The following is a 21,120-nucleotide window of genomic DNA, read 5'->3' as shown; positions in this document are numbered from 1 at the left end:
TCCCTCCACTGAGACACACTTCTATAGCTGTGTCTCACGGGTCTAGACTCAGGGAACTATGAGCTCAATGGACAACCTTGACGAAGCACTCGCGACCCTTGATCCACAGATCCAAGGACGCTTCATATTCGCCTCCTCCCCTGAGATCCCGGGTGGAGTCCAACCATTCGCAACCATTCGCGAACCCGAAGGAACTACTCTGGTGATCCCAGAGTCTGACGCGGTCGCTGCCGGTTTCGACACCAGTGAACTATTCACTCTTATCACTCCCGGTGCACAGACCTCTCTGCACTCAGTGGGTATCACGGCAACTATCACCTCGACCATCGCGTCAAGGGGAATTCCTTGTAACGTGATTGCCGGTGTGTACCACGACCACTTCTTTGTTCCCTCAAGCAGAGCGGAAGAGGCCCTCGCACTAATGGAGTCTCTGTCAACTCAGGCAGAAGGATGGCTTTCCGAGGACGGAGAGTGGGCTTAGCCCCAACTAATCTAAATTCCTTCGAGTGGGGGTGAACCTAGGTCGTAATCCTGGGTAGGCTGGAACCATGACTGTGGCGTCACCGTATAGTAATGAACCGATCCTGCGACTGGCGGACGGCACGGTGAAACAGACAAACATGCTTTCGGGCACGGAAGTGTGGACTGTGCCCGGAAGGGGCAACAGACCACTGCCTTCGGCCCTGCCTGACCCAGAGCCCATCGACTGGTCTAAAGACGGTGAGTTCTGCAACTTCTGTTCAAAGAAATACCTAGACACTCCGCCCGAGAAGTCCCGTCGTATTTGGGACGGGACCGCATGGAAGACACTCCAGAACCTTGCGGCCGACGAACTGTTTGATACCGTCGCTCAGTTCCGCAGAATTCCGAACCTGTTTGAGATCGTTTCTTACAACTACTGGCATCTGAATCATGGACACACGCCGTCCGAAGCCCAGCACCGTCGAATGGCAGAATATCTGGCCTCAGACGCAGGCTATGACCACGTGATGCGAGTCGTGCGCGCTCGAACGACCGCGCACGGGATGACGGACGAAGATTTTGACCGACTGAGTGACTCCGAGAAGTTGCAGCAGGCAAACGGATTCTTCTCAGGCGGACACGACCTCATTATCCCCAGACGACACTATGTTGATGGTGCCGAGACAACAGACCAGTTAGCAAGCTCGGGAACCCTGAGCCCACAGGAGCACTATCAGTATGTCCGGATGACAGTTAAGTCGATGCAGGACCTGTATCACCTCGATCCCGCAGTACGCTATGTCACCGCATTCCAGAACTGGTTGAAGCCCGCGGGGGCTTCGTTCGATCATCTCCACAAGCAGCTGGTGGCAATAGATCAGTTACCTGTGCAGGCTCAATCAGAACTGGAGCGACTGCAACTACGTCCAGAAATCTATGCCGATATCCTCAAGGTTGCCGTGACTCGCAAGCTGGTTATCGCGCAGAATGAGGACGCTGTTGCACTAGCAGGTTTCGGACACAGGTATCCATCGATAGCGGTGTGGTCGCTGGGATCGCCTCAGAATCCGTGGGAGGTGTCAAGGGAGAAATTACGCGGAGTCTCGGATATTCTCCACGCGGCGCACGCGGCAACCGGCGCGGAAATTCCAACGAATGAAGAGTGGTACTACAGGCCCCCCTCAGTTGAAACACCGATGCGTTGGAGAATGCTGCTCAAGTGGCGCATAAGCACCCTTGCTGGGTTCGAGGGAGGAACCCGCATCTACCTCAACACCATTGATCCGTGGCAGGTGCGAGACCGGGCAGTGAATCGTTTGCTCGAACTAAGAGAGCAGGATCAGATCGCCCCAATGAAGATCGGGGACGAGTGTAAGGTGAAGCCTAAGTTCCTGGGCTAGCATTCACGCTACCAATTCGCCTTTATCTAACGTCCGAGCCAGCACCTCTAGCCACCCTCACTCGTCTTGTGATGCGCCGACTTTGCACGCGACCTGGGAGCGAAATGGCGGCGCGGGAACACCCCAGGAGACTAGGCCTCTGGCATCTCGGGCTTTTCGGCCCCCTCGGTTGCAGTGAGCAGCCTGGTGGTTCCCTTCATCACTACCCGTTGCACGAGTGCCGCGATGATGGCGGACAGCGCTGCGAAAACGACGACCTGAACGATCCCCTCATTGCTGTCGTCCTTCGGTGGTTCCTTGCCTGTGACACGAGTCCAACCCTTATCTGCGATTTTTGAGGCAACGAATCCGGAAGCCGCGACTGCTCCCATGCTTGCTAGCTTTCCAACCAGGTTCACAATGACCCTCCATCTACTCGGCTACCTGCGCGCGCCAGCGCCATCAGTACCTACCCAACCAGGGTAGCCTTTCGAAGTGGGGAGTGAGGAACAAGTGTTCAGATTTCATGAAGGCACATCGGGCGCGTTGGCCGCTGCAGCAGTGATGGTATTGGTGGCCGGATGCACGGCGAGCATACCCTCGGAAGGATTGTCTGCTACCTTCCCAAGCTCCGATACGGCTGACGTCATGACGATTGGTGTTCCCGAGGACCAACCGCTTCCAGATACTTTCGTCAAAGCGGTCTACGACCAGACTGATCTGCGAGTCGAGTGGATTCCACTGACGGAGGAGCAGATTCTTGAAGTCGCTCGCGAAGGCACGGTGGCCGACGCTGACTCTGAATTCTTTGGCATCGAAGCCCTACTAGGAGTCGATGGAGAAGCAGCGAAGCTTGCGTCGGAGTCGGATATCGAGTCGATCCGATATGGCGAGGACGACGTCTGCACCCTGATTGACGAAGCCTGGTTTTCTGCGAACAAGACCCCTATCCCCGCCGATACCGCGACAGCGACCGGAGAGGGAGTCACGAAGGGGTCGTTCCTGCTCCAGGTTCGGAGCATGAACAACACTGGGAGCGCGAGCCGGTGGCAGGTAGTTACGGGGAGTTGCTCCCCTATCGGCCGGTACCTGATTCCACTGCCGACTGGCGAGCAGAGGGATTCCGATCGGGCTTTGGTCGATGAACTGGGAGAATACTTGATGACTCCCGAAGGACAGGCGGCTATCGCAGCGAGCGGGCTGGCGTTCCCCTCAGGATCAGCTTCCGGAACGACAATAGAAGTGGAACTACCGTTGGCACCCGGCCCGATAACGGTCCAGCGCCCCTAACAGACACGCCTTTTTTCCCTTCCCTTACCTCCCTCCTTTGGTTTTCCAATCAGATAGGGAGACGACACGCCGTATTTCGCGCCCGGAAACTCCCTTATGTGATTGGAGATTCATGTGAAGGAGGGGATGGTAACGACACTCCCCTTGTTTTCCACAAGCGTCTTCCGTAGGGCATTCGCACATGACCGTACTTTGGAGAGTCTCCCCAGGGTCGACGTTGACCATTCGATATTGACGATTCTCTGAGGCAGCATCGCGGCATGCTTGTTACTCCTGATGATCTTCTTGTCACCAGCACGAACAGACGCCTGAGTACCGAACAAAAGTGGGGGCACGTCAAGATACACGCGAACGTGTATGCGCGCGTTGATGCCCTCTCGCCAGACTCCGACTTCTGGGTTATCGGGCAGCGGGTCACGGAAGCGCGTGTCCTCGCAATGAACCTTCTCGGTGAGAGCTCTCCGGATGCGCCTCGGCCCTTTGGGCTACAAAGTGCGATGGTCATTCATGGGCTGTCCTCCACTGACCCGAGTTCCCCGATCACTCGAAGGATTCCTTCTGGGCCAAACCGAGTTATCCGGCTGCCCGAAGTACTAGTTGGCGACACAACGATTCGGCCCACCGTTGTCCGCAACTCATACTTGAATGTGGGGCCTCGAACACCTCAATCGGGTCCGTTTGATCTCATTGTCGAGTCACTAGAAGAGGCGGCAGTTGACATTTGCCGCAAGCTGAAGCCTCGAATCGCTATTGCCGAAGTTTCCAAAATAATGCGCCATTTAGTTGGGTTTGATCGGAGGCTCCCCGTTTCCGAGAGAAAAGCCGAGATGCGACTCAAGAGTGAAATTCGTAGAATTAACGACGATATGCCATCACGATGGCGACGAAGGGTCGCCGACCGGGTGCTTGCATTGGCTGATGCCGGAGCGGATAGCCCTGGGGAAGCTTCGCTCAAGTGGATGGTGTGTTCGGCGCTTGAGGCGGGAGGCGTCTCTGCTCTTCGAGTCGCCTCTCAGTACCGAGTATCGGATGGATTCTCCTCGTACTACTTGGACCTTGCAATCCCACAGGAGAAAATCGCGATCGAGTTTGATGGGATGGCAAAACTTGAGACGTTGTCATCCGACAAGTGGGAAAAGCTGCGGGAAGAAAAGGGGCGCAAAGACGATTTGCGAGCCGAGGGTTGGCGCTTCATCAGGATCGCCTCGTATGACATGGGAAACCCTACTGCTTGCATGTTCAAGGTGGTGGACCGACTAAACCGACTGGGTGTACCCGCGCAAATACCGGAGGATTGGTAGTGACGCCACAGCTTCGGGACAGTCACTGAACGGAGCCTATAGGTGGCCAAAAATACTGGCCCTACGCCCGTCCCTCATCCCCTACCCAGTTGTGTTTGCCAATCATATAGGGGTGTGTTCCGCGGAAAAATACGGCGTGTCGGCTTCCTACCTGATTGGCAAACACAACTGGGGAGTGGCGACGATGCGCCGCCAACCCCGGATCGGTCTTGGTTCTGGTTGAAGACACCCATGACAGGTGTCATTTGATGAGATAGACGATGCGCGGTACCGGTCTTAGCGCTGCTCCAATAGCGTTTAGGTATGGACACAAGTGAGTATCCTCCGGCTGTTGACCTGAGGAACATTACGATGACCTTCCGTGGTCATGTCACCGCGGTCGACGACGTTTCACTCCGGGTGAACCAGGGCGAGGTTGTCGCCCTCTTGGGTCCCAATGGTGCTGGGAAGACGACACTGATCGACACCGCCCTCGCCCTGCAACGCCCCACGACCGGGGAGGCTCAGCTGCTGGGAATGGGTCCCGAAGATGCCAAGAGACGAGGCCTGGTGGGCGTCGTCAATCAGACCGGCGCTCTTCCCGCAGATTACAAAGTTGCACAGCTTTTAGAGATGTTCCGAGGCTTCTACGAGGCCCCTCTTGCTATCGATGAGGTGATTGCGCTCGCTCACCTTGAGTCACTGGAGAGTCGGCGGATTGGAAAGCTCTCCGGCGGCGAACAACAGCGTCTTCGGCTGGCGCTTGCATTGGTTCCTGACCCGATGATCCTCTTCCTAGATGAGCCAACCGCAGGAATGGACCCCACGGCAAGACAGGAGTTCTGGAGGGTGATGGAGCGGGCAACCGTAAATGGTAAAACCATTATCTTCGCCACCCACTACTTGGCCGAGGTCGAGTCTTTTGCGAAGCGTACCGTGATCATGCGCGATGGAAAAGTCGTTGCGGACGCCGCTACATCCGATCTCTTGCGCCAAGGCCTTGGAGAGCTCACCATTCAGATTCCGAGTGACTCGTACGAGGACATTCGAGACGACCTGACGCGCCCCGGATGGGAGTGCTCTTGGAGTTCGGGAACGCTGACGATGCATGGTCGGGACCTGGACGATGCGGCTCGAATCCTCTTGAAAGCTGAGGGTGCGAGAAACCTCCGAATCACCGACTCATCCCTTGAGGATATCTTCACGGAATTCGCCTCGGAAACGGCTGTTCTGCCGCAACCTCAACCCGCAGGAAGTGACGCCAGATGACCAATGCACTAACTCTTGATGAGATCCGGACTAAAAAACCGATTGTTGGACCGACAAAAGGCCTTGCTCGATTCACGTATGAGTCCTTCCTTCAGATTGTGTTCAATCCCTTCAACCTTGGTTTCGCGCTGCTTATGCCGGTACTCATGTACATGATGTTCGGGGCCAATCAGCCGTATTCCGACTATGCGGTCGGAAATGGGAACGTCGCAGCGCAGGTGTTGGTATCGATGACGCTCTTCGGAGTATTACTGACAACCGCCTCGTTCGCAGCGAACGTGAGCCTTGAAAGAACTCAGGGAGTGAGCCGACTCTATGCGTTGACCCCGTTAACTGCGCCAGCGCAGCTAGCGGGACGCATGGTCGGAATCCTGGGGGTGGCGTTGGTTGTCATCCTCCTGACATTCACGGTTGGATTCTTCACGGGAGCTTCAATGACGTTACTCACCTGGATCATTAGCGCCCTGGTTATTCTGGTTGTGTCGGCAGTCGCGGTGGCCTGCGGATTCGGATTTGGTTTCGCGGTTCGCTCAGACGGAGCATTTGCTGCCGTTTCTGCCGTGATTGTGCTTTCCGCATTCGGTGCCGGAATGGCGATACCGTTGGAACAACTGGGTGGGTTCTTCCAGCAGATAGCCCCTTGGACCCCACTCTGGGGAGCATCGCAGCTAGCACTGCTTCCAATGCTGGGATGGGAAGAACTCTCATTCCCGAAGGTATTGAGCTTCGTGCTCTGGACCGCAGCTTTTGGCATGCTTGCTGTATGGGGCCTTCGGCGCGATACGCGTCGCTAGTGTCATTTCGTTATTTGGATACGGTGAGCCATGAGGAACCAAATCGGCCTGAGCGAAGACCAGAAGACCTCGCTGCGCTACGCTCTTCCGTACCTGGTATTCGTCGGTATTCCAGTCGTTGACATCGTTCGGGGCGGCGTTTGGGGTCCGATCGAGTACTTGGCACTAGCACTTCTGGCAGTGATGACCTTCCTCTACGTCTACCTGTGGACCTCGAATGAGGTTGCGCCGGTCGGACTAAATGTCGGGCCGAGATTCTGGGTTCCATTCCTTCTCCTCGTTCTCGTTGTTTTGGCAATGACGCTTTGGGGTGGACCAACGTATCCCGGCCTTGTCTTCATGTGGGCCTACACGGCAACTCCATGGGTATTGCTGAGCCCCAGAAGGTTGGTTTTTGGCGGCACCATATTGCTGCTTGCCTCGGCAATTGCCACGGGTCTGTTCGCGGCTGTGCCGCTCAGCCTCCTACTGATCTCGGTGCTGGTAATGGTTCTGAGTGGAGCGATGGTCTTTACTGTTCGAAGAGAGGCCGATAGGTACCGAATCGAAGACAGCAAGCGCGTTGCCGACCACCAGCTCGAGTTGGAACGTGAGCGTTCGCAAATGAATTCTGATCTTCACGACATCCTGGGACAGGACTTGACGGGACTTTCGATTAAGGCCGATTTGGCTGTCCGACTTCTCGAAGCTGGAAGGCATGAAGAGGCACGTTCGGAGATGCAATCAGTTGCTGATCTCGCTCGGGCGGCAATGACCGACGTTCGGGGAGTCGTTGTAAACCGCAGGGAGTGGTCCGTTGACCGCGAACTCGCAAATGCTGAGGACCTACTCGCGGCGCGAGGAATCATGTTCCATCTCGATCGTAAAGAGACTGCCTTCCCTGGACAGGTACAGGGCGGAGTGGCTCGCGTTATTCGGGAGTCGACAACCAATCTGCTTCGCCATGCGCAGGCCGCGAACTGCTGGGTGAGTCTTGCCCCTGAGCGACTTACGATTAGAAATGACGGGTGCTTTCGGACCCCGACCTCGAACAGTTCAGGTGAGGTCGGGGGACTTGCCGAGCTGAAGAAGCGAGTTCAAGACTCTGGTCAACTGCACTGGAACCAGGAAGGATTGAACTGGATCGTTGCCTTTGATATTGAGAGCAACCCCGACGAAAGAGAGTCGCCGTGATTCGGATTGCCGTTGCCGATGACCAGGCGATGATTCGTCAAGCACTCGCCTCGCTCCTAGACCTTGAGCCGGGCTTCGAAGTGGTTCTACAAGCCCCGGACGGTCAGAGTCTTCTAGATGCGTTTTCAGAGGATATCGATGTCGTTCTTATTGACGTTGAGATGCCACGACTCGATGGCTTGACAACTTGCGCCTCGCTTAGACGCAGATTTCCTAGAACCAGGGTATTGGTGGTGACCACCTTCGGCCGACCAGGCTATGTGCGTCGAGCGCTGGAATCCGGCGCAAGTGGGTTCATAGTAAAAGATGCTCCGCTTCCAGAACTGGTCGAGGCAATTCGAAAAGTAGCCGCTGGCAAGCAGGTGATTGACCCAACGCTCGCGGTAGAAACACTCACCCGTGGCGAGTCCCCGCTGACCCCGCGCGAAACAGAAGCATTGCAGGCGCTGCGTGGCGGTCGAACTACCTCTTTCGCGGCGGAATCCCTTGGTTTGAGCCAGGGAACTGTTCGCAACTACGTGAGCAACGCGATGGACAAAACCGGTGCCAAGACGGCGACGGAGGCAGTCGTCGTCGCGGAAAAGAACGGTTGGCTCGATCCGCCGGGATGACCCTCTTGGTGAACGTCATCTCCCCCATGGTTTGCCAATCACATAGGGGCTTTTTCGAGGTCGAAACACGGCGTGTCGTCTCCCTATGTGATTGGCAAACCAAAAAAGGGGGCGGGACTACAGGGGGAGAAGCCCACTCAGGTTCGAGCGCTCGCCCGATGCGTCTACCCTTCCTGCCTCGTCCGCTTCCTCCCACGTCAGGCGGCCTGATGCCAGCTCAAGCCAGGTTTCCCCGTCCATCTCGACGACCGCAGGTGGTGTTCCCCGCCTGTGGGCCGCGCCCGCGATGATCTGCACAGCCGCAAACGGCACCACCCGAACTTCGACAGAGCGCCCCGGATGAAGGCGCTCAAGCTCGGCCAGCGAATAGCGAACAGCCGCGGCCTTTTGGTCCCGAGAAAGGGCGAGTCTCCCCTGGTTGTAGCAATACTCCCGCCAAATGGCTTCGTCCTCATTCGTACTAGTCAGCATGCAGAGGACTCCCTGCACGCGCTACATCCGAGACGCGAATGAACGAGGAGATGTTCGCACTTGTCAGCATGCAGAGGACTCCCTGCGCGTGCTACGTCCGAGACGCGAATGAACGAGGAGATGTTCGCACTTGCCAACGTCTAGAAGACTCCCTGAGCGTGCATTGCGTCCGAGACGCGAATGAACGAGGAGATGTTCGCTCCGACCACATAGTCGCCTTCGCGACCGTAATCGCTCGCGGTGTAAAGGCAGGTGTCATGAATATCCCTCATGATTCCCTCAAGCCTGTCGTCCACGTCATCAAAGCTCCACCTTGCCCGGGAGGCATTCTGCTCCATTTCAAGAGCTGAGACCGCGACTCCACCAGCGTTCGCAGCCTTGCCCGGCGCGAACATAATTCCAGCATCCTTAAACACGTCTATTGCTCCCGGAGTACAGGGCATGTTGGCGCCCTCTGCGACCACTATGCAACCATTCTTGGCCAGGGCTTTCGCGTCCTCTTCGTTCAGTTCATTCTGGGTTGCACAAGGAAGCGCCACATCGCACTTGACCTGCCATGGATGCCCCCCGGTATGCAACTCTGCGTTTGGTCGCTCTGCAACATAATCCGCAACGCGGCCACGGCGAACCTCCTTGATCTCCTTCAGCAGGTCGAGGTCCACCCCGTCTTTGTCATAGACCCAGCCACTCGAATCCGAGAACGTTACAGGCTTTCCGCCCAGTTGCAGCACCTTCTCAATTGCGTAGATCGCAACGTTTCCTGACCCCGAGACCGCCACCAGCTTGTCCGAGAAATCGGTGCCCTTAGTTGCCAGCATTGACTGCGCAAAGTAAACGGTGCCATATCCGGTTGCCTCGGTGCGACCCAGTGAGCCACCCCAGTTAACTCCCTTTCCGGTGAGCACTCCGCTCTCCCAGCGGTTCGTCAGACGACGATACTGACCAAACATAAAACCGATCTCACGACCGCCAACACCAATGTCACCAGCAGGGACGTCAGTCTTGTCCCCGATATGCTTTGCTAACTCAGTCATGAAGGCCTGACAGAAGTTCATAATTTCCCAGTCAGACTTGCCGTGCGGATCGAAGTCAGAACCGCCCTTACCACCACCGATGCCCTGACCGGTAAGCGCGTTCTTGAAGATCTGCTCGAAGCCGAGGAATTTGATGATGTTGCGGTTTACCGACTGATGGAACCGCAGACCGCCCTTGTACGGACCCAGAGCAGAGTTAAACTCGACTCGGTAGCCGCGGTTAACCTGTACCTCACCCTTATCGTCAACCCACGGAACGCGGAAGAGGATCTGGCGCTCCGGCTCTACCAGACGTTCAAGAAGCGCGTGGTCGGCCAGGTGAGGATCGCGCTCGACAGCCAGCCCGATTGACTCCAGGACCTCGTGTACCGCCTGGTGGAACTCCGGCTCATTTGGATTCCTTCGGACTACCTCGTCAAACGTCTTTTGTACTCTTTGGTGCACTTTTGTTTCCTCGGTTCATGCTCTTCCGCTTATAGAAGGCTCACCGCCCAATTGTGCGGCAAATCCCCTCGGCGCGCGCATCCGTCCATATTCTTGTCACATCACCCAAGCGCGTTTTCCACAGAGTTATCCCCATGGGCTGTGATTTCACAGAGGCTCCGTGTTAGTTGGCTTGTGGAGAAGATGTGGAGGACTACCAACCGCCCCCGCCGCCGCGATTTTGTTGCTCGCTCTTCTCGCGTTCTCGCTCAGCCTGTTGCTGGTTCTTGTTCTGAAGGTCTTCACGCCTCTGACGCTGATCTTCGCTCTCGCCCTCAAAGGGATCAGTCTGGCTCTGCTGGTCCGATTCACCCTGATCACTCTGCTCGTCAGAGGAATTATCCGAAGGCTCCGCGGGATCATCCTCGCCCTGCTTCAACTTATCTCGCAATCGATCACCGGCTTCGCCGCTTTGCGATGTCTGCTCACTATCCGAGCTACCCTCGCCTTCGCCACCGCCCTGATCACCGCTCTGATCTGCAGGTTCACCCTCTCCGCCGTTTGGAGGAACCTCGCACGGGGTCAGCCACTCAAGTGCTGTCTCGTACAGTTTCTGGGCTGCATTGTCCGCTCCCTTTGTCGCTGCGGCATCTCCTTTCATTTCGATACCCGCCGACAGATTCATCCGTACGCTGCATTCGTAAGAGAACGGCTGAATGTTTCCCGACTCTCCTTGGACCGCCTTGGGAACGCCTTGGAATGCCTGTTCCAGCTTGTCTATTCCGCCATCCAAATCACCCTCACCAAGTAGCGCCGTACCAAGGTTGTACTGCACCAGCCAAGGTTCTGGAAACACTCCGGTTACTCTGATCTGCTGTTCGTACGAGGAGACCGCCCCGCCGTAGTCCTGATGCTCCCAGTCGCTGCGGGCCAAAGTTGTCCACAGGTATAGGCCAATAAACCACAGGCCTGCGATTCCAATGATCGCCGCTATCGGCGCCGTCAGCTTGAGCAGTCTCAGCCTCTTGGGATCGCGCTGCACCTGACCGTTGTTCGGCAGGTAGATAGTGCCGAATGGTTGACGGGGCCCGTCGAATCCCTCGCCATGCTGGGTCCTTTTAGATGCCACCGGTCCTCCTCATTCGAGAGAGTTCCTTTGCATCGCTGGTGACTTCCCAAACAAGCAGTAGGGCTATGACAACCGCCGGAATCCAGGTGACGTACCGGTAGCGGTGACGAGTCCCCGTCCGGTCAGGAAGCGACTCTGCCTGGTCCATTAGCCCGCTACCGAGAGTCGCAATCTCACTTCCGGACGGATTGATTAGCAGTTCAAGCCTCAGTTCGTCTGAAATCTGCCTAAGTGAATCAGCGTCGATACGCGAGATAGCAAGTGGCTCACCAGCCTCGTTGGTAGGCGCTCCCGCCGGGGCGGACGGGTCCGTCATGTACTGCTCCGTCGTGCCCGACAATCCCTGTCCAGGAACAAAAACCCTCATGGGTCCGCCCTGCTCAGTGCCGTAACCGAGCACTGCCCCACCGTCGATTAGCGGGGCTAACTCGGACCACGATGCCTCGTACGTTGCGTTGGAATCAGTCGACTCACCATCACTCATAACGATCAGATAGCGAATATTCTCCGGACGCTGTTCGGCGGCAGAGGTCAGCAGGTCATAAAGAGTGTTCACTGGGCGTGTGGAAGACGAACCCGTAGAGAACTCAGTTATCTCCTGATGCAACACATCCGCGAAACTTCGAGCAGCCGACCCATCGGTAGTGAAAGGAAGCTCGACTCTGGTTGTCGAGTCCCATGTAACGACTGCGTACCTCGATCCGGCCGTCGCGTCCAAGAGTGCGGAAATATCGTCCTTAACCGCGTCGATCCTGGTTCTTCCATCCGAAAGGTCCTCGGCGGCCATCGACCCGGTTCGGTCAATAGCAAAGACAATCTCGATGTTTGAGTTCACTTCGATTTCTTCGGCCTGTATCGCCGGTCCGGCCAGGGTAAATACCATCAATGCCGATATCAAAAACCTTCTGATCCACGCGATGACCGGGTTTTCCTTGCCAGCCGGGCGAAGCTGTTTTTCCCGGGTTACGAGGATGTATCCGGCAATACACAACGACACGACAACTACCGCCAGGAGGATCAGCGTCGGGGTCTGAACAAAGGGACGCAAAGTCATAGTCGTCTCACCACCGCAATCAGAAGCAAGCCGACCAGTGACCACGCAGCCCAGCTAATTGCTGTCTGCGGCGTATCCGTCTCGACGACCTTTGAGGTTCCTTCAAGATCTATGGCCTGTTGCGCTTCGATTCCCTGGATTATCTCGGCGATGGCACCCGGGTCATTCGCGTTGTAGAAGACCCCACCGTTTGATTCGACAACGTATTTGAGTTGTTCAGCTTCGGCGGTGAGTGGGCCTCCATCGCCCGGATTTAGCGCGATGATGTCTATGTCCTGGTCGTTTGCAAACTGGGCAGCCTCACTCAGCGAGTAAATCTGCTCGCCCATCACCTCGTTATCGGTTGCGAGGATGACGGTCCGCGAGCGCTCAGAATCCTGGTGATCGAATCCCAGAACGCAGGTGGCCAGTCCATCACCGACAAGCGAAGAAATCATCACTCCGTCCGGCGCATCAACGCCACTCAGATAGTCCGCCAGCTCTGCCGACACCAAAACGTAGTCGCCGTCGGGTCCGAAGTACCCCTCGTCGATCACCCTGGCCGCCTGGTTCAGTACTTCACTGATCAGTTCGTAATCGTCGGTCAGGGGGAACTTGACTATCGTTTGCGCGGACCACATATGAAGTGAGAGTCGCTCCCCCTGGAACTTCTCGACCATCTGGTCGAACTGACGCAGAATCTGACCGTCGTACGGCAGCATTGATCCAGATGCGTCCAGGCACAGCACGATGTCACGACTTGCCAGCTTCGGGTGATCAACTCGTCGTTCAACCGGGGCGCCGGCAACCACAGCCACCGAAATCGAGAACACGGTGAGCAGCGCAACCAGCGCGCCCGCACCGACGCGATTCCAGTAGAGCTGACGCTGGTATGAGGGAAGGCCGCGTAGGTCTTCTGTGTTCGCCAACCACGCGATGGAATCCGGCGTTTGGCGGAGGCCGCGGCGATAAACCATGATCGCCGCGAGCAGAAGGACGACGAGGATCAGAATCGTGAGCCAGAGGAACCTCATCCGACCGCCACCTCCCTTGCCAACCAGATCCCTCGTTCAACACGCTCGTCGGCTATCTCCAGGGGGAAGGATCCGTCAGCGCACCAGTCGAGAGCATCAGCGAGTAGCGGCCAAGACGGAAGTAGCGTTCGCGCTTCACTCGCGGTGGCAGATTCGACACTCATTCGGGTTCGCTCAGTCGCAGATGCCCGGATTAATGCCGCAAGTGCCAAGTGAGCTTCACGCGCTGAAATCGCACCCGTTTGGTAATCCTGTTCAACCTCTCCAATTAGACGTCTGTAGCGTTCCCGTTGTACCTGCGACAGGCTTCTCACCTCGAACTTTGTCATCACGCGTGACTTACGGTACGAGATGTATACCCCCAGCACCCAGAGGATAGCCACAGTCAGTAGCGCCACTCCAAGTAGCCACACCCAGTTTGAGTGCGTCAGCGGTTCACGAAGACTAGGCGGCACGCTTACCTCCGCCAAATAGTGAGAGTAGCGCCTCGGGCACCTCGTCTGTCGATGACACGGAGACCCAGTCAACGCCGTAGCGGCGCAACTTCTGGGCAACTCGGTGCTGCTTAATCTGACGGCCGGTGCTCCACTGATAGCCGATAGTGTCATCAGACTTGACGAAGTCAGGGATCGGACCCGAAACAACATCCCGCATCGAGTCCGTCGTGGTCACCCGGGTCGGGTCTGCGTCCTGAATGATCATCATCATTAGCTTGTGTCTTGCAGCCACGCGCTTCAGATATACCTCATTCATCGCGTCCAACTGACCGGTGTCAGTTATCCCGATGACCAGCGCTTTGCCCCGACGGGTCGAATCTATGCGTCGCATCACCGCCGAGAAATCCCCGGGAGCTCCGGTCGGCTCAGCTGAGGTGGCAACGCTGACCAGGGTTTGAGCGTGGATGGCTCCGGACCTTGCAGGAAGCGTCGTCAGGTCTGAAGAGTTTCCCGCCACCAAGCCTAGGTGATCTCCCCGATATGCGGTGAGCCAGGCAAGTGCAGTGATGATTTCGGCTGCGACATCCTCTTTTGCCTCCGCGCGGGCGGGCGCAAGGGCTCCCATATTCGAGCCGGTATCAACCCCCAACACAACGTTCAAGACGGCAGTCTGTTCAAACCGCTTAACGATTGGTTGACGCATACGAGCGGTGGATTTCCAGTCGATGTCACTGATGTCGTCGCCCACCTTGTACTCGGCCATGTCGAGGAACTCGTGCGACGACCCCGCCCCGGTTCCTCCGTGCCGTCCCTGAAGCAGGGAAAGTAGTTTCCTTTGAACCGGAAGCTCAATGAGCTTCCCGTAATCCTGTACCCGTGGCCTTGCCATCTGCTCAGTTACGGAACGGGAACGGCGCGCAGGACCGTATCAATGATGTCCTGGCTAGGAACACCATCGGCAATCGCGTCCCAGGTACGGATTATTCTGTGCTGAAGGACCGGGTATCGCATGGCTTTGACATCTTCGGGAATCACGTAGTTGCGACCCTGCATTAGAGCAAGGGCCTGAGCAACCTTCATCAGCGCGATGCCACCGCGGGGTGAAGAGCCGACACGCACCAGTGCCGGTAGCCCTGCAATCGGGTTCGGTCCACTCCCGCGCGTGGTGTTGATGATGTCGACGATGTACGCCTTGATCGCTGAGTGAACGTAGACTCGTGAGGCGTAGTCCTGAAGCTCCTCGAGTTCGATGAGGCTAATTGGCTCGCCCTCAATCTTCTCTGCGAAAACCCCCGAGTCGATCATCTCTAGAACCTTGAGCTCTTCACCCCGCTTCGGATACGTGATCGAAACCTTCATCAAGAAGCGGTCCATCTGCGCTTCGGGAAGAACGTAGGTTCCCTCTTCCTCGATCGGATTCTGTGTCGCCATAACCATGAATGGCTTGGGAAGCGGATAGTTCTTCCCACCGATAGTCGTTTGTTTCTCCTGCATTGCCTCAAGCATCGCGGATTGAGTCTTCGCTGAGGAGCGGTTGATCTCGTCAAGTAGCACGAAGTTTGCGTGAACTGGACCCAGTTGCGTAGTGAACTGGTCGGTCTGTGCGTTGAAAATCTGGGTCCCAACGATATCATTGGGCATCAGGTCGGGCGTGCACTGAATGCGATGGAATGTGCCCGATACCGACTGTGCCAGAGTCTGAGCGGCCGTGGTCTTTGCAAGTCCGGGCACGGATTCAATCAGGACGTGGCCCTGTGAGAGCAACGAGGCAAGAAGTGCTTGCCGCAGTTCTTGTTGACCTACCACCCTCTGTTCGTAGAGGGCGGTGACCCGATCCAGCAGGGCCCCGGCTCGCTCTAGCTCCTGATCACTGAGGTGGCTGGATGATCTCGCGGCGGAATCCACATCGTCGGTGGCCCCCGCATTTCGGGAAGGCACACTAGCGGATCGAGCATCTGCATCGGTCACCCTTTCAGCTTCAGGCGTGCCGAATCCCTGGCCTGCTTCGTTCATGTAGTTCGCTCCTCGCAAATGGCTCCCGATAAACCCTAACGCGGGGGATGGCCGGAGAGCATGTTGGCTTCAACAAAGATTCTAGGCTCGTCGCGTAATCGAGTCGGGTCCGGGGACCTCGGCCAAGAGCACCGCGCAACGGCGACATCGCCAGAATCCTGGGCGTTTCTCTTGAGGACACTGCCACCTAGCATCTCTGCCAGGTATTCTCCATGCCCCGCGGAACAAGCTTCCAGCGGACCGGATCATTCAGGTATCGGATGCCCGGAGCGAACCAGTAGGTCGTGTCAGGATCCCAACCCGCGATGACGGTTGCAGTCTCTTCATCGACGGGAATGGCCGTGCCCGCAGCCTCAAGATACGCGCCCACCTGTAGATGAACCCCGTCGTAGCGTTCGGCAACCCGAGCCCAGTCGGGCATAGCCCACCTGCCCGTGCGACCGGTAGTCATGTACCAGTCGTGGCGCTTGCGTGCAGAGCAATCCATTGGGAACTGCCAACAGAGCTTGACCCACGCCCGCGCCGAGTCAATTTCGTACACGCGCAATCCGTCCGGAACCTCGACCGCGTAGCTATATGCGCTCTTCCAGTTGAAGCCGTCCTCCACCGCCCAGAGCCCTACCGGACTTCCATCAAAAAGTGTTCGAGTTGTCGATGACAACTTAGAAGAAGGCCGCGACCACCACTCAGCGCTGTAACACTTCACCGGATCAGCAGGCTGTTCAAATTTCGCTTCCTCCTCCTGCTCAATCAGCTTCTTTCTAGAGGACCTAAGCGCCTCGGACGGATCCGCTAGCGAAACTTCGAGCGGCAACGGTTGGTGCTTCTGGTCGTCCTCCCATACGACCACCTGCTGCGATTCGGGATCGGCAGGAGTGAACCACCAGGCGGAGTACGGTGAGGCCAGCAAATGTTCCGCAATTCGTCTGAGTTCCCTCCGCATCGGGTCGCTCGCGGCGAGGGCATCCTCCCCCGCTGGCGGCTGCCAGTATCTGGCATTATCAACCGCTTGTGCTAAGCATCCACGAAACAGTTGGGGTGTCGGTTCGGCAAGTTCTACGCGTGCCAAACGCTCGGCAACCTCCTCCGGCGTGACAATCTCCGGATCGGGTTCAGGGTTTGCGCCCGTGACTCGAGCTGTCAGCATGACGACTGATGTTCCCTTGCCTGGATCCATCTCGTATGAGGCCGAAGAAGCCGCCCTAATAAACGAGTCCGCGCGCATGGCTCGGCCACTCAGACGTTCTGATTCAGTCGCGTACTCAAGAAGCAGGCGACGCCCCCGAGGTCCAGCGAGCAAGCTGTCAGCAAGATCAGGACCGGGATCAACAAATGGCATCGCGGTGGGCCGTGCCGCCCTACCACCAATGGTGTGAACATCAAGTGAGCGGCTTCGGCGGATCGCAGAGACCGTGTTAATCACGGTTAGGACTACAACCACGCCCCAGCCAGTCCACAGAAACACCATGTAGGAGGGAGGTTCTGTCGCGGCCTGAAATGCGAAAGAGATGCCCAGAAGAATCGTTATGAGAATCGCGGACCAGTCGAAGAAGCGCATCTTTGCCCCCAGCATTAATGGCCCACTCAGTAAACTTTTGAGTCCTATCCTATAGACGGGAACGCAGTTACACCTCTGATTCGTAGAGGTATTCGGTTTCGAGCGGTGGATCCAACAGCTCACATATCACGTGGCAATAGGGGAAATGACGCCAGGCTAAGAGCGTCGCGCTCATGCATACGGTTGAGATAACCCGACTGCTCTTCGGCGTCGAAATCTCAACCCCAAAGCGCTGAGTTGCATCAGATGCTCCGAAAGTGACACCGGAGCCATCAGACTGCCCATTCCGACAACGAATCGCGGTAGCGGATATTGCCCCGTCGATACCGTGCGAAAGCATGTTTATGGAATCGATGCGGAGCGTTGTCTGGTCGAAATCGAAGCTGAGGAACATGCCGGTGTGGAAGCAGTTCCGCGTCTTTGGGTCTTGGAAAACCTCGGAGTTGTTCTGCCGAACATGTTCTGAGGCACTGACCAGGAGGCAAATAGGGTGTCGGCGATGGAATGTAAGCTGACGCAGTGAGTGAAGGAGATCCGGGTTCGAAGAACGGCGCTGCGCCTCGCCCGCCCGCCGCTGTGGCTGACCGGCCTATCGCCGCACTCAATCTGTCCAACACCGATCTGAGTCTGCCCAGGCCCCCTGGGGCAATCCGGACCTTCTTTCGCGAAAACCCAAGGTGGATGGACGTCATCCTGGTTTTTATCTTCTTGGCAGCGACAGCGGGGATGGCGTTTCTCAGCGTATTCGTCCCGGCAGACGTAACAGAGTCTCAGCCACTCGAACCCACCACACCCGAATACCTTCAGTTCCCTCAGGCTCTGCTGATGGTATTGGTCCTAATTGTTACGGTTGCCGCACTGCTCCTGCGCCGCCGTTTCCCACTGCCAAGCCTCCTCGCGGCGGTAGCGGTAAGCGCTTTCATCCCCTCAGATTTTGCGATTGCCGGTGCCACTCCGATTGCAATCGCCGTCTTGCTCTATTCAGTGCCGGTCTATCAGTCGGTTCGTGCGGGCTGGGTCGGCTACGCAGTGACAGTCATAGCGGCGCTAGCACCAATCCCATTTATGGGGAACGTTTTCACAGGTGAAATCTCCGTCGACGGCGAGACTCCTGCAGCCGACTTTGACGAAGTAATTCAAGGTGCGGTCGACTTTCGCACAGTGCTCCTGGTGGGCATAATGTCCTCACTTGTGCTTCTACTTCCCGTAATCATCGGAATCAACGCGGGGAACCGCCGTCGTTACACCGAAGCGATTATTGATCGCGCCAAACAGCTCGCGCGTGAACGGGACCAACTGGCTCAGCTTGCTGTTGCTGAGGAACGAACGCGAATCGCCCGGGAGATGCACGATATTGTGGCGCACTCCGTTTCCGTGATGATCACCCTTTCCGAAGGGGCAGCCCACGTGGTTGACGATGCCCCTGATGATGCGAAGCAAGCGATTCGTCAAAGCGCCGAAACAGGGCGCTCAGCACTTGCCGAGATGCGGCGACTGATTGGAGTTCTCCGGGCGGGCGACACCACAGAAACATCCGCGGATCTTGCCCCCACACCTGGGCTCGGTGAAATCCCAGAGTTGGTTCACGGCTTTCGCAGCGCCGGCTTGACCATACAGCTCCGGCTCGACGGGACTTCTGTCAAAACCGAAACAGATGGTGACCGCAGCCGCGAGCTTGCGGTATACCGCACTATTCAGGAAGCGTTGACCAACACTCTTCGGCACGCCGGCCAAAGCGCCAACGCCACCGTTGTAGTCACCCAAGACGCAAACGGCACCCTCGTTCAAATCGAAGATGACGGAGGAGTCGCCGGCGGGCGGCGGCCGATGTCCGGCGAGGGCACCGGTCACGGCCTGGTCGGCCTTTCCGAACGGCTCCGAGTATTCAGGGGCACCCTCGAACACGGTCCGACGGAGGCCGGCGGCTGGCGCGTCAAGGCATATCTTCCCGGAGGTTGGAACCTGGATGACTGAGCCAATCCGAGTGCTCCTCGTCGACGATCAGGAGTTGATTCGCACAGGTTTCAAACTGGTGCTGCGCGGGGAACCCGCAATCGAGGTAATCGGGGAAGCCAACGATGGGAAGGCCGCCCTCAAGGAACTCGCTCGATTGAGCGGCGACTGCGACGTAGTCCTGATGGACGTGCGGATGCCCCGTATGAACGGGATAGATGCGACCGCGCAGATCGCCTTGAAATACCCGCACACGCGAGTCCTCGTACTAACAACGTTTGATCTGGACGAATACGCGCAAGCTGCGATCCGAGCGGGAGCTAGTGGATTTCTACTTAAGGACGCGCGCCCCACAGAACTGGTCGATGCGATTCAGCGCGTGGCGGCGGGCGATGCTGTAATGGCACCCCAGGTCACAAGGCGAATGCTCACCCAGATGCTCGCGGCTCCGGTAAACCCTCCGACGGAGTCTGCACCGCCGCCACCAAATACCTTGGATTCCCTGACAGAACGCGAATGTGAAGTTCTCTCCCTGATAGGGGAAGGCCTTAACAATGGCGAAATCAGCGAACGTCTCTTTCTCTCAGAATCAACGGTCAAGACCCATGTGGGGCGCATCCTATTCAAGCTGGACCTGCGGGATCGGATTCACGCAGTAATCCTCGCGAAAGAACTCGGCCTGTAGTACCTGGGTACTAGGTGGCGCTTCGAAAGCACCAAAAGACCGTACTGAGGGAGGACGCTTTCCCGGGGGCGGCGCACCCAAACTTGAAGGGTCAGAATCGAGACTCTTCGAGTGAGGTAACAATGATCCAGGCCCGCGGCCTTACCAAGCAGTACGGAAACAAAACGGCACTTTCCGACGCCACGTTCGATATAAAACCCGGTTGCGTGACCGGCTTTCTGGGCCCAAATGGTGCCGGTAAGTCAACCGCGATGCGGCTAATGGTGGGACTGGACCGGCCAACGTCCGGAGACGTGACTATTGCGGGCAAGCCCCTTGCGGAGCATGCCGCGCCGTTGACTGTTGCAGGTGCGCTTCTGGATGCAAAGGGAGTACACCCTGGACGCTCCGCACGTAGCCATCTTTCGAGCCTTGCTGCAACCCATCGGATTCCAATGCGCCGGGTTGACGAGGTGTTGCAGATGACGGGGTTGTACGAGGTGGCGGGCAAACGGGTCGGGGGCTTCTCACTCGGGATGGGACAACGCCTGGGAATAGCGGCGGCACTGCTCGGTAATCCGCAGGTTCTCATATTGGATGAGCCGGTGAACGGCCTTGACCCTGACGGGGTCATGTGGGTGAGAGAACTGGTGCGCACCCAAGCGTCGGAAGGCAAAACGGTTCTTCTTTCCAGTCACCTCATGAGCGAAATGGCACAGACCGCCGACCACGTAATCGTGCTCGGTCGTGGTCGCGTCATTGCGGACGCCCCAATAGGGGAACTGCTTGGTAGTGGAATCTCAAAGGTACGAGTGACCAGCCCTGATGCATCCCGACTGATTAAGGAGCTACGCAGTTCAGGCACCACCAGCGAGCTCTCCATTAGCGTCGAGAGTGACACAAGAATTCTGGTTAGTGGCATCGAGGCTCCCAAGATCGGGCAGCTTTGCCTGAACCGTGGCATTGAGTTGCATGAACTTTCCCCCGTCAATGGCACCTTGGAAGACGCCTACCTTGCGCTCACTCGTGACGAGGTTGAGTACGAATCCGGCGAGATCGCCGCCTAATCCCCGCCACTGTCTCAACCCGTTGTCGCAACCCGCTTAGGAAACT

Annotated in this window: 22 protein-coding genes; 11 read left to right on the top strand and 11 right to left on the bottom strand. The window is 57.1% G+C overall.

From position 1 onward, the window contains the following. Positions 1–67 precede the first annotated feature (67 nt). A complete protein-coding gene (locus tag U6G28_04710; GenBank protein WRS30990.1) occupies positions 68–481 on the top strand; it encodes an ACT domain-containing protein in 414 nt (137 codons plus the stop codon). Between the two features lie 67 nt (positions 482–548). Then, complete coding sequence (locus U6G28_04705; protein ID WRS30989.1) at positions 549–1,862, top strand: DUF4921 family protein; 1,314 nt, start codon at positions 549–551, stop codon at positions 1,860–1,862. A 131-nt stretch (positions 1,863–1,993) separates the two neighbouring features. On the opposite strand, the gene U6G28_04700 is transcribed toward U6G28_04705, so the two are convergent. Further along, entirely contained in the window at positions 1,994–2,260 is a 267-nt protein-coding gene (locus U6G28_04700; GenBank protein WRS30988.1) for a DUF4235 domain-containing protein, read from the bottom strand. Positions 2,261–2,336: 76 nt separating this feature from the next. Between U6G28_04700 and U6G28_04695 the strand changes: the two genes are divergently transcribed. The 6 genes from U6G28_04695 (at position 2,337) to U6G28_04670 (ending at position 8,258) form a co-directional block, all read left to right on the top strand. Continuing rightward, complete coding sequence (locus U6G28_04695) at positions 2,337–3,131, top strand: hypothetical protein (GenBank protein WRS30987.1); 795 nt, start codon at positions 2,337–2,339, stop codon at positions 3,129–3,131. Between the two features lie 260 nt (positions 3,132–3,391). After that, a complete protein-coding gene (locus U6G28_04690; GenBank protein WRS30986.1) occupies positions 3,392–4,432 on the top strand; it encodes a hypothetical protein in 1,041 nt (346 codons plus the stop codon). 303 nt (positions 4,433–4,735) lie between these two features. Next, positions 4,736–5,680 (top strand): ABC transporter ATP-binding protein, encoded by a 945-nt coding sequence (locus U6G28_04685; GenBank protein ID WRS30985.1) that lies wholly within the window; start codon positions 4,736–4,738, stop codon positions 5,678–5,680. After that, complete coding sequence (locus tag U6G28_04680) at positions 5,677–6,474, top strand: ABC transporter permease (GenBank protein WRS30984.1); 798 nt, start codon at positions 5,677–5,679, stop codon at positions 6,472–6,474. The genes U6G28_04685 and U6G28_04680 overlap by 4 nt, the downstream gene beginning before the upstream one ends. Before the next feature lie 30 nt (positions 6,475–6,504). Next, entirely contained in the window at positions 6,505–7,647 is a 1,143-nt protein-coding gene (locus U6G28_04675; protein WRS30983.1) for a histidine kinase, read from the top strand. Then, positions 7,644–8,258: a response regulator transcription factor gene (locus U6G28_04670; protein ID WRS30982.1), complete on the top strand. Its 615-nt coding sequence runs from the start codon at positions 7,644–7,646 to the stop codon at positions 8,256–8,258. Before U6G28_04675 ends, U6G28_04670 begins: the two co-directional genes overlap by 4 nt. A 117-nt stretch (positions 8,259–8,375) precedes the next feature. Here the strand turns inward: U6G28_04670 and U6G28_04665 are convergent, their stop codons facing one another. The 10 genes from U6G28_04665 to U6G28_04620 form a co-directional block, all read right to left on the bottom strand. Next, positions 8,376–8,729, bottom strand: a complete 354-nt coding sequence (locus tag U6G28_04665) for a sterol carrier family protein (GenBank protein WRS30981.1) — start codon at positions 8,727–8,729, stop codon at positions 8,376–8,378. Between the two features lie 140 nt (positions 8,730–8,869). Continuing rightward, entirely contained in the window at positions 8,870–10,207 is a 1,338-nt protein-coding gene (gene gdhA, locus U6G28_04660; GenBank protein ID WRS30980.1) for an NADP-specific glutamate dehydrogenase, read from the bottom strand. Between the two features lie 193 nt (positions 10,208–10,400). Beyond that, positions 10,401–11,315 (bottom strand): hypothetical protein, encoded by a 915-nt coding sequence (locus U6G28_04655; protein ID WRS30979.1) that lies wholly within the window; start codon positions 11,313–11,315, stop codon positions 10,401–10,403. Then, the gene (locus U6G28_04650) at positions 11,305–12,369 is read right to left on the bottom strand and encodes a vWA domain-containing protein (GenBank protein ID WRS30978.1); all 1,065 of its coding nucleotides are present in this window, start codon (positions 12,367–12,369) and stop codon (positions 11,305–11,307) included. The genes U6G28_04655 and U6G28_04650 overlap by 11 nt, the downstream gene beginning before the upstream one ends. Beyond that, positions 12,366–13,382 (bottom strand): hypothetical protein, encoded by a 1,017-nt coding sequence (locus tag U6G28_04645; protein WRS30977.1) that lies wholly within the window; start codon positions 13,380–13,382, stop codon positions 12,366–12,368. The genes U6G28_04650 and U6G28_04645 overlap by 4 nt, the downstream gene beginning before the upstream one ends. Next, positions 13,379–13,837, bottom strand: a complete 459-nt coding sequence (locus U6G28_04640) for a hypothetical protein (protein ID WRS30976.1) — start codon at positions 13,835–13,837, stop codon at positions 13,379–13,381. Before U6G28_04640 ends, U6G28_04645 begins: the two co-directional genes overlap by 4 nt. Continuing rightward, positions 13,827–14,708: a DUF58 domain-containing protein gene (locus U6G28_04635; protein ID WRS30975.1), complete on the bottom strand. Its 882-nt coding sequence runs from the start codon at positions 14,706–14,708 to the stop codon at positions 13,827–13,829. Before U6G28_04635 ends, U6G28_04640 begins: the two co-directional genes overlap by 11 nt. Positions 14,709–14,716: 8 nt before the next feature. After that, the gene (locus tag U6G28_04630) at positions 14,717–15,832 is read right to left on the bottom strand and encodes a MoxR family ATPase (GenBank protein WRS30974.1); all 1,116 of its coding nucleotides are present in this window, start codon (positions 15,830–15,832) and stop codon (positions 14,717–14,719) included. 187 nt (positions 15,833–16,019) lie between these two features. Continuing rightward, entirely contained in the window at positions 16,020–17,405 is a 1,386-nt protein-coding gene (locus tag U6G28_04625; GenBank protein ID WRS30973.1) for a hypothetical protein, read from the bottom strand. Between the two features lie 52 nt (positions 17,406–17,457). Beyond that, on the bottom strand, positions 17,458–17,784 hold the full coding sequence (locus U6G28_04620) for a hypothetical protein (protein ID WRS30972.1): 327 nt from the start codon (positions 17,782–17,784) through the stop codon (positions 17,458–17,460). Between the two features lie 125 nt (positions 17,785–17,909). Here U6G28_04620 and U6G28_04615 point away from each other — a divergent pair, with 125 nt between their 5' ends. The 3 genes from U6G28_04615 to U6G28_04605 all read left to right on the top strand — a co-directional run bounded on the left by U6G28_04615 (position 17,910) and on the right by U6G28_04605 (position 21,074). Next, positions 17,910–19,364, top strand: coding sequence for a histidine kinase (locus U6G28_04615; protein WRS30971.1), 1,455 nt, complete (start codon positions 17,910–17,912; stop codon positions 19,362–19,364). Beyond that, entirely contained in the window at positions 19,357–20,028 is a 672-nt protein-coding gene (locus tag U6G28_04610) for a response regulator transcription factor (GenBank protein ID WRS30970.1), read from the top strand. Before U6G28_04615 ends, U6G28_04610 begins: the two co-directional genes overlap by 8 nt. A 122-nt stretch (positions 20,029–20,150) precedes the next feature. Continuing rightward, positions 20,151–21,074 carry an ATP-binding cassette domain-containing protein gene (locus U6G28_04605; GenBank protein ID WRS30969.1) on the top strand — a complete coding sequence of 308 codons (924 nt, stop codon included), beginning with the start codon at positions 20,151–20,153 and terminating at the stop codon, positions 21,072–21,074. Positions 21,075–21,120: the final 46 nt, after the last annotated feature.

Source organism: Actinomycetaceae bacterium MB13-C1-2 (genome assembly GCA_035621235.1).
Classification (GTDB): Bacteria; Actinomycetota; Actinomycetes; order Actinomycetales; family Actinomycetaceae; genus Scrofimicrobium.
The sequence above is the reverse complement of the archived record's forward strand: the minus strand, read 5'-3'. Positions and strand labels throughout refer to the sequence as shown.

Excerpts from the sequence above, each read along its gene's own strand:
- U6G28_04710 (WRS30990.1), top strand. The coding sequence starts at position 68 with ATGGACAACCTTGACGAAGCACTCGCGACCCTTGATCCACAGATCCAA.
- U6G28_04705 (WRS30989.1), top strand. The coding sequence starts at position 549 with ATGACTGTGGCGTCACCGTATAGTAATGAACCGATCCTGCGACTGGCG.
- U6G28_04690 (WRS30986.1), top strand. The coding sequence starts at position 3,392 with ATGCTTGTTACTCCTGATGATCTTCTTGTCACCAGCACGAACAGACGC.
- U6G28_04685 (WRS30985.1), top strand. The coding sequence starts at position 4,736 with ATGGACACAAGTGAGTATCCTCCGGCTGTTGACCTGAGGAACATTACG.
- U6G28_04680 (WRS30984.1), top strand. The coding sequence starts at position 5,677 with ATGACCAATGCACTAACTCTTGATGAGATCCGGACTAAAAAACCGATT.
- U6G28_04675 (WRS30983.1), top strand. The coding sequence starts at position 6,505 with ATGAGGAACCAAATCGGCCTGAGCGAAGACCAGAAGACCTCGCTGCGC.
- U6G28_04665 (WRS30981.1), bottom strand. The coding sequence starts at position 8,729 with ATGCTGACTAGTACGAATGAGGACGAAGCCATTTGGCGGGAGTATTGC.
- U6G28_04650 (WRS30978.1), bottom strand. The coding sequence starts at position 12,369 with ATGACTTTGCGTCCCTTTGTTCAGACCCCGACGCTGATCCTCCTGGCG.
- U6G28_04645 (WRS30977.1), bottom strand. The coding sequence starts at position 13,382 with ATGAGGTTCCTCTGGCTCACGATTCTGATCCTCGTCGTCCTTCTGCTC.
- U6G28_04635 (WRS30975.1), bottom strand. The coding sequence starts at position 14,708 with ATGGCAAGGCCACGGGTACAGGATTACGGGAAGCTCATTGAGCTTCCG.
- U6G28_04630 (WRS30974.1), bottom strand. The coding sequence starts at position 15,832 with ATGAACGAAGCAGGCCAGGGATTCGGCACGCCTGAAGCTGAAAGGGTG.
- U6G28_04625 (WRS30973.1), bottom strand. The coding sequence starts at position 17,405 with ATGCTGGGGGCAAAGATGCGCTTCTTCGACTGGTCCGCGATTCTCATA.
- U6G28_04620 (WRS30972.1), bottom strand. The coding sequence starts at position 17,784 with ATGTTCCTCAGCTTCGATTTCGACCAGACAACGCTCCGCATCGATTCC.
- U6G28_04610 (WRS30970.1), top strand. The coding sequence starts at position 19,357 with ATGACTGAGCCAATCCGAGTGCTCCTCGTCGACGATCAGGAGTTGATT.
- U6G28_04605 (WRS30969.1), top strand. The coding sequence starts at position 20,151 with ATGATCCAGGCCCGCGGCCTTACCAAGCAGTACGGAAACAAAACGGCA.